This is a genomic window from Phocaeicola sp. ICN-14070, assembly GCF_037892625.1.
Classification (GTDB): Bacteria; Bacteroidota; Bacteroidia; order Bacteroidales; family Bacteroidaceae; genus Phocaeicola; species Phocaeicola plebeius.
In genome coordinates this window covers 1-1,121 of sequence record NZ_JBBKBF010000157.1, presented here as the reverse complement: position 1 = coordinate 1,121, position 1,121 = coordinate 1, and the positions used below count along the sequence as shown (strand labels likewise).

The 1,121-nt window shown below is 46.7% G+C and carries 1 protein-coding gene; it reads right to left on the bottom strand.

The window, feature by feature from the left end; genetic code table 11:
* On the bottom strand, positions 1-1,121 hold a 1,121-nt coding region (locus WKT20_RS18035), incomplete at both ends, for an IS1380 family transposase (protein ID WP_340417865.1).

Here is a 1,121-nt window from a genome sequence, read left to right as displayed (position 1 = left end):
CCAAAAAGCCTTGGTGTCAAGCCTGCTCATGATGGTCTTGTAGAAATTGTGTATCAATGCAGTAAGCAGAAGAAAGACAGTATTCTCCGCCATGAACGACTTGGGGAGCCTGCTCCAACCGAATCCGTTGTTCATGTCGTCAAAGATACGTTCCTTGCCGCCACGCAGATTGTAGAATTCAACAATGTCCCTTGTCGATGACTTGTAATCGTTGGTCAGAATACAACGGTAAGTGTATTCGCCTTCCCACAGGTCAAGGTCGCCACTGTTGCGTCTTTGTCTCTGGATGACAAGACGATAGCACTTGCCTTCCCATTTCTCAACGAGAATGGAATTGAGTTCGAACTGGATGCCGTTGATTTCCTCCGTCTTCCATCCCCTCAGTGAAAACAAGTCATCGTAGAGCGAACTGCATCTGTTGGCGCGGATGTAGAAGTGCGTGCAATGCTTCTCTATCTCACTGACAATTTCCTTCGAGCACGAACCACAGTCGGCTCTGAAGCGATTCACACGGATGCTGTTGGCTTCCAGTAGGGCAAAGAATCTCTTGTGGGTCTCAGCCTGATAAAAGCGCACATTTGTGTTGCCATCGCTGTTCTCGACATAGACAATCATGTCACCGATGACATATACGCCAGGTCTGTAGCCGAGGAACTTCTTGTATGTCGGTTTTGCATCATACTTCTCTGTTTCAAGGAACTGATGGTCGAAATCAACATCGTAGGTTTCCACCTCATTCAGTTCACCAGTGGAAACCAAGGCTTTTATAAGCAAGGCGTTGAGCTTGTCTGCCGTATTGAAATCATAGGTCTTGCCCTTATCGGAAGTATATGAGATGTTTTCCTGTGTCAGTTCCTTGATGGCTCTGAGGATGGTATCAGAGCTGCATGTGCGCAAGGTCGGATGATACGAGAGATGACGCATCAGATGCGATGTTACATCCTCCACGCATGAACCGCCACAGAAGTACACGCTCATCAGAGAACGAATAATTTCGCTGTACTGATATCCGATGATACTGCTGCATCTCTGACCAAGTGTCTGGTCGATAATAGGTGAAAGCATGGAGTCAAATTGCTCCATGATTGAAAAAATTCCTCCAAAAGGTGTGAGTTTTTCAG